Source organism: Pseudopedobacter sp. (assembly GCF_040392825.1).
Classification (GTDB): Bacteria; Bacteroidota; Bacteroidia; order Sphingobacteriales; family Sphingobacteriaceae; genus Pseudopedobacter.
In genome coordinates this window covers 1-7,309 of record NZ_JBEBVH010000205.1, presented here as the reverse complement: position 1 = coordinate 7,309, position 7,309 = coordinate 1, and the positions used below count along the sequence as shown (strand labels likewise).

Annotated in this window: 5 protein-coding genes; all 5 read left to right on the top strand. The window is 39.6% G+C overall.

Annotation, left to right across the window (positions count from 1 at the left end):
• A partial coding sequence (locus ABWO41_RS13495; RefSeq protein ID WP_353138944.1) for a DUF5017 domain-containing protein occupies window positions 1-686 on the top strand: 686 nt, incomplete at its 5' end.
• Window positions 687-691: 5 nt separating this feature from the next.
• On the top strand, window positions 692-2,650 hold the full coding sequence (locus tag ABWO41_RS13490) for a sialate O-acetylesterase (RefSeq protein WP_353138941.1): 1,959 nt from the start codon (window positions 692-694) through the stop codon (window positions 2,648-2,650).
• A gap of 11 nt (window positions 2,651-2,661) precedes the next feature.
• A complete protein-coding gene (locus ABWO41_RS13485; RefSeq protein ID WP_353138937.1) occupies window positions 2,662-4,647 on the top strand; it encodes an SUMF1/EgtB/PvdO family nonheme iron enzyme in 1,986 nt (661 codons plus the stop codon).
• Between the two features lie 39 nt (window positions 4,648-4,686).
• Entirely contained in the window at window positions 4,687-6,339 is a 1,653-nt protein-coding gene (locus ABWO41_RS13480; RefSeq protein ID WP_353138934.1) for a hypothetical protein, read from the top strand.
• A gap of 22 nt (window positions 6,340-6,361) precedes the next feature.
• A partial coding sequence (locus ABWO41_RS13475; protein WP_353138931.1) for a hypothetical protein occupies window positions 6,362-7,309 on the top strand: 948 nt, incomplete at its 3' end.

Genomic DNA, 7,309 nt, shown 5'->3' with positions numbered 1-7,309 from the left:
AAAGTATATCTTTTACAACAGCCGTTGATAAGGGGGCGCAGGCCGACCAGCTTTCTGTATGGGCAAGTACCGACTTCGATGGGAACTATGGAAGCTTAGAAAGTATTTATCAGGCAAATTGGATAGATATTACCAGTCGCTTTGCTTTGGCGACTAACAATACTTTTAAAGCTTCAGGAGAAAGCGATTTAACAGACATTTACGAACCAGGTAAGCCTATTTACATCGCATATAAATATAATACCCGTTCGCAGCTGGATTTTGGAGATGCCAGGATCTGGATGATACAGGATTTTAAAATTCAGGGTCAAACCGAAGCGGGCAAACAGCAGGTATTAAAGTTGAGCGAAGCCGGTTTTCGGATAGTAGATGAAAATCCCACAACATATCCTGCCAGGTCGGTAGTAACTAAATCAAGAATTACTATGCAAGGCAATGAGTATACAGACAACTGGTCTCCGGAAGGTTATCATTGGGCAATTAGTAAACCAATGTATTTAGATACTTTGGATTTCGGGCCGGATAGAGCCATTGCTATTAAGGGAGGTCAGAATCCGATGCCAGAAGTATATAGCCATAAATTTTCGGAACCAGGTATTTACGAAGTAAAGTTTATTGGTTCGGTTCAAAATATCAATAAGCGCAAAGAATTAATCAGAACAATTACGGTTACTGTAAAGCCATAAGAAAGATGTTAAACAGTTTTTTGAGGAAGTACTTTCTTCTACTATTTATAGCCGCCCCTCAAGTATTAAAGGCAAAAATTACCCTGCCCGCTTTGGTTGGCGACGGTATGGTCTTGCAACGGAATGTTGCTATTCCGGTTTGGGGTTGGGCAAATCCCGGAGAATCTGTCCAGATAGAATTTAAAGGAAAGTCTTATCAGACAAAAGCCGATAATGAAGGGAAATGGAAGCTGAATTTAGATAAACAGGCAGCAGCAAGCTCTCTGCAAATGGTAATAAGGGGAAATCAGGATGAGATTATTATTAGAAACGTTGCTGTAGGCGATGTTTGGGTATGCTCGGGGCAATCCAACATGTATATGAAGATGAAAGATTTGGGAAATGCTTATACATTGAAAGCAGAGGATAATATCCCCCAGATCAGGTCTATAGAAGTAGCAAAAGTAACCAGTTTTAGTCCTGAAGATAATTTTAAAACTATTGGCTGGCGGGAAGCAGTACCTGCTCATTTGCCTTCTTTTTCCGCAGCGGCCTATTTCTTTGCCAAAGAACTCTATCAAAAAAATCAGGTTCCAATTGGTTTAATCAGTACTAGTTGGGGAGGTACAAAAGCCGAGGCCTGGGTTAGTTTGGAAGGGTTAAAAGAATTTCCTCATTATATTGACCGATATCATCATGTTAAAGAACCGTCGTTCAGGGAATCAGTATTACAAAAAGAAAAAAATGATATAAAGGCCTGGTTAGATCAGGTGAAAGCTTTAGACAAGGGCTTTCAGCCTGCTATAAAATGGAATACTATAGATTTTGATGATTCATCATGGAAACGCATGATTCTGCCGGCTTACTGGGAAAACCAGGGCGAATTAAAAAATTATGATGGAGTAGTATGGTTCAGAAAGGAAATTGAGCTTACTAAAGCAGATTTGGGTAAACGCAGTACTCTATTTCTTTCTTATGTAGACGAATTAGATAGTACTTATGTAAACGGTAAGCTGGTAGGAGCTACTTACGGCAGAAGCAATATCCGAAAATATGCGGTTTCTGAAGATTTATTGATAGAAGGAAAAAATATAATTACTGTTAGAGTAACTGATTGGGGTGGACCTGGAGGTTTTGCCAAAGGCCCCGATGGTTTGAAAATCATCGTAGGGGAAAGAGTGATTAATCTGAATAATGAATGGGCGTATCAAGCAAGCCTTAGCCTCAAAGAAATGCCCAAATTTCCGGCATCAGACAAGATAGTACTGCAATACGAGCCTTCTTTGTTGTATAATGCCATGATTGCTCCTTTGGTAAACTATGCTATAAAAGGTGTAATCTGGTATCAGGGAGAATCTAATACAGATAAAGCGGCGGAATACAACAGATTATTCCCCGCCTTAATACAAAACTGGAGAAAACAATGGAAACAAGGCGATTTTCCTTTTTTGTATGTCCAGTTGGCTAATTATGGCCCCTATAGTTCCAATGTACAATTTAACAGTTGGGCCAGTCTGCGTGAAGCACAATTAAAAACCCTTTCTGTTCCTAATACCGGAATGGCTGTAATTATAGACATTGGCGAGGAAAAAGACATCCACCCTAAAAATAAATGGGACGTGGGAAAACGGCTGGCAATTGCCGCACAAAAAGTGGCCTACGGAAATAATAAAATCGTTTATTCCGGTCCAATCTACAAAGAAATGAAAGTGTCTGGAACAGAAGCGAAGATAGCTTTCGATCATACAGGTTCTGGGCTGGCAATAAGAGATAGTAACCTGTTGCAAGGCTTTTTTATAGCGGGTGAAGATGGTGTTTTTGTACAGGCGAATGCGAAGATAGAAAAAGATCAGGTTATAGTTTGGCACAATACGGTTTCAAAGCCTGTAGCAGTCAGATATGCATGGCAGGGTAACCCATATAAAAGTAATCTTATCAATAAAGAAGGTTTGCCCGCATCACCATTCAGAACAAATAAACCCTAAACACAGCAGTTATGAAAAAGTTAAGTTTGATTTATTGCCTCTCGGCATTTGTTCTGACTGTTAATGCACAACAGCTTAATTCTATTGGCTTAGAAATGGTCGATATACAGCCTGGTAGGTTTCTAATGGGTGATTATTCCTATGGGGAAAATAAAGATGAAAGCCCGGCACATATTGTAAACATATCCAGACCATTCAGAATTTCGGCTACAGAAATCACCAATGCACAATACGAACAATTTGATCCCGCGCATCGAAAATTGCGCGGTAAAAATGGCTTTTCTGTAGAAGATGACGAGGCAGTTATTTATGTAAACTATCAAGATGCGGTTAAGTTTTGCGAGTGGCTTTCTAAAAAGGAAGGTAAGCAATACCGTTTACCTACTGAGGCGGAGTGGGAATATGTGTGCAAAGCAGGTACTTTAACTCCTTACGCTATTGGCGACAGGGTTTTACCCAAAGAGTATCTCAAGAATCAGGATATTATCTGGGAACCTAAACCGGTCTCATTAAAAGTTAAACAAACCAAGCCTAATATCTGGGGAATTTACGATATGCATGGAAATGTAGAAGAGTGGTGTCTGGATTGGTATGGAAAATATACCGCATCTGTAAAAACAGATCCGGCCGGTTATGAACAAGGATTATACAGAGTTACGAGGGGTGGCAGTCATGGGACACCTGTAAGATATTTACGCTCTGCAAATAGATCTGCACTTATTCCCGAAGATAAAACACTTTATACCGGTTTTAGAATTGTAGAAGTTATAGAAAAGCTAAAACCAGCTTCCTTTATTTCAGAACCTGTAACGAAGAATCAAAATCCAAGGTCGTCCATATTTAAATGGAACGTGACAGATAAACCTGTTTTTATGGAGCCATTGACCTATGTACATACCGGTAACGTGGGGAAAAACGATTTCATGTACCATCATAACCATTGTCCCGCGGTAACCTGGTTACCTAATGGAGACTTGTTGGCAATATGGTTTTCTACCGAAGATGAAAAAGGAAGGGAAATGACCATTTTATCCAGCCGTTTGAAAGCCGGAAAGCAAGAATGGGCTGATCCGGAACTTTTCTTTAAAGTTCCGGATCGGAATATGACCGGTTCTTCGCTGTTTTACGATCAGCAAAGAAATGTTGTTTATCATATGAATGGTGTTGAAGCTGCGGGTACCTGGCAAAATCTTGCCATAGTAAAAAGAGAAAGTAAAGACAACGGTTACACCTGGTCTAAGCCGGAATTTGCCAATCCTGAACACGAACTGGGAAATCAGGTCATTGCCGGAATGTTTAAAACCAAAGCAGGCTGGCTGGTACAACCCTGTGATGCCACACCAAAGGTAAGGGGAGGCAGTGTCATCCATATTTCGAAAGACGATGGAGAAACCTGGAGTAATCCTTCAGTAAAATTGAGTCAAAATACTGTTTTTAAGCAAGATGAAGAAGGAGCTGTAATAGCCGGTATACATGCAGGGGTAGTTCAATTACAAAATGGAGACTTAATGGCGTTTGGTAGAGACGACAATATTAAGGTCGATAATAATTATTACATGCCTATGAGTTTATCGAAGAATGGTGGCCAGTCATGGACCTATCAGGCTACAGCATTTCCACCAATATCCAGTGGTCAGCGGTTAGTGCTTAAGAGATTGAATGAAGGGGCTTTATTGCTGATTTCCTTTACCGATGCGAACCTAGTTAATAGGAAAGGTATGCAATTTACGAGGAAAGACGGAACAATTTATACCGGTTACGGTATGTATGCCGCTATCTCCTTTGATGATGGTAAAACCTGGCCCGTAAAAAAACTGATTACCGATGGAAAAGAAAGGTTTCTAAACGGGGGAGGTTTTACAGGATATTTTAGAATGGATGCGCAATATGCCGAGCCTAAAGGTTATCTGGCAGCAACCCAAACCCCGGATAATATTATCCATTTATTCAGTAGTGCATTACATTATCAATTTAATATGAAATGGTTAATGGATTAATAGTTAGTGTGTAATCAATTTTATAACTAAAAAATCAATATGAAAAGAACACTTTTACTTTTAGGCTTTGCAATGCTTGCCAAACTTTGTGCAGCACAGAATTTTACCGAAGGTAATCTGGTGCTTTATCGTTTGGGAAATGACGAGGGAACGAGTCCGATTAATTCCACAACCTCTGCAGTACCTATATTTCTGGAAGAATATAGTATATCAGGAACAACTCTTAATTCAGCACAACCAGCTATACCTTTACCGACTACAACAGTGGGGGCGAATAAGCGTATCGTAGCTAATGGTAATGCCACTGTAGAAGGTTTGATGACACGTTCTGCAGATGGAAGATATTTGGTTATTCCAGGATATGATCAGTCTTTAGGAGGAAATGCAAGTAATCAACCAGCGGCAGACGTAAACCGTGTAGTAGCATTGGTAGATTACCAGAAAGCTATTAATACAACTACTTCACTTAACAATTCTAATAATGCCAATAGTTTCAGGTCTGTGACGTCGTATGATGGTGGTGCAATTTGGGGAGCGGGAGGAGGAGGATCTCCTCAAGGCACTTGGTATGCGCCTACGGGAGCATCTTCTGCGACCAATATAGGAGGTGCCAGTTTTTATCAGCTAAGGATTTTTAAAAATAATTTATATGGTACTGCCGGTGATATGGTGTATCAAATAGGGAATGGATTACCAACAGCTCAAACCAATACTTTCACTAATAGGTCTGGGACTTCAAGTGGAGCTTCTAGGAATTCTTTTACTATGCTTGAGGTAGGTGGAATAGGTGTGGTATACGTTTTAAAATATGGGTCCGGATCATTTATTATTGAAAAATTCAGTATGAATTATCCAGTTAATGATAATTGGACACCTAGAGGTTCTTATACCGGTCCGACCGGATCTTACGGAACCGCTATAGAAGCAAGAGTAGCAGGTAACAATGTGGAGCTTTTTGTTGTAAGCAGTGCCGCAAGTACATCTACATCAGTAGCTAAATTATATAAAATAGTAGATACAAGTGCTCCAGGTGTTAATATCACAAATAATCCAACTGTTGTGCAAGCTGCTGTAGAATTAAAAAGCTGGCCTGCTACACAAAATATAAGAGGTATAGCTTTAGCTCCTGTGCAGCATTCAGTCCTACCAGTCAAGTTAACAGATTTTAGAGCTAAACAGGTTGGTTCGGCAATACAATTGAGCTGGACTACGGCGTCAGAAAAGGAAAACGATTACTTTGAGGTATTGAAATCTATAGGAGAAGGATTTCAGGTAATAGATAGGATAAAAGGAAATGGAACAACCGACCAAATAAGTAATTACAGTTTTATAGACAAAGAGCAGTCATCCGGTACGGTATATTATCAATTAAGGCAGGTAGACAAAAATGGTCATTCTGAACTTTCATCAATCGTTTCTGTAAATCCTTCTGCTTTCAATTCAAACGATCCAATAAAAGTTATTGGTTCTTTAACAGAGCAACAAGTAAGTGTCGAAATCACTTCATCAACAAAAGCGGATGCTAAACTGATTATCAGAGATATTACAGGAAAGTTATTGGCTCAGAAAAAGGTATCTCTGCTATTAGGAAAGAACGAGTTTACACTTCCTGTTAAATTATCAAATGCCGTTTATATAGCACTTGTTTCAAATTCAGGCGAAACTAAAGCCGTAAAATTTATACCTAATTAAATAGAATCACATAGAGAATATCATGAATAAATTTAGTAGAAAAGTCCTTACGTTAATGACAATGTTTGGAGCCCTTGCAGGCCCAACGCTTGCGCAATCAGCAAAACCTTTTAAAAAAGATAACCTGGTTATCTATCGCATAGGCGATATGCATTCGGGATCCGATATCAACACTTACAATGCCTGTCCGATTTATCTGGATGAATATAATGTTTCGGGAGAAAAACCGGTACTGGTACAATCTATCGGGTTGCCAGCTAAAACGATAGGAGACAATCGACGTATAGTAGCCCTGGGGAAAGATGTCTGGTCCGGATGGATAAGCCTTGCCAGTGACGGACAATCTATTGCCATCCCGGGTTACGATGCCGGTTTAGGAACCGAAATAGCAAATAAACCAGCAGAAAGTGTTAACAGGGTGGTCGCTGTGGTTGGAGCCGATGGAAACATAAATTCATCCTTTGTCTTTGATAATGTCTTTAACAATAATGCCTTTCGCTCGGCAGCAACTTTCGATGGTAATGAGGTATGGGCCGCAGGTGGCGGAGGTGCCAATAATGGTGGTATATTTTATTTGAAAAAAGGTGAGAAAAATGCCGTAAATCTTGGCGGTATAAGTTTTAGACAGATTAAATTCTATGATGGTAATCTTTATGCCTGCGAGAATACCAGAGTGTACCAGGTAGGAAGCGGAAAAGTTACCGAAGCTCCTAAAAAGTTTAATAACCTGACAGGTGATCCTACTTTTAATGATGGAACCAGCTTTACTATAGTCGATCTAGACCAGACAGGTACCAATCCACAAAAAGTATTGTATTATCTAACTTATAGTAATGGCCTGACTAAGTATTCACTGATTAAAAATAAGTGGGTAGTTAATGGGGTTTATAAAGATATTGCAAAAGGCAATGCTATAGAAGGAAAGGTTATTAATGGTAAAGTAAAACTTTATGTTATTAGTAGTGGCAAT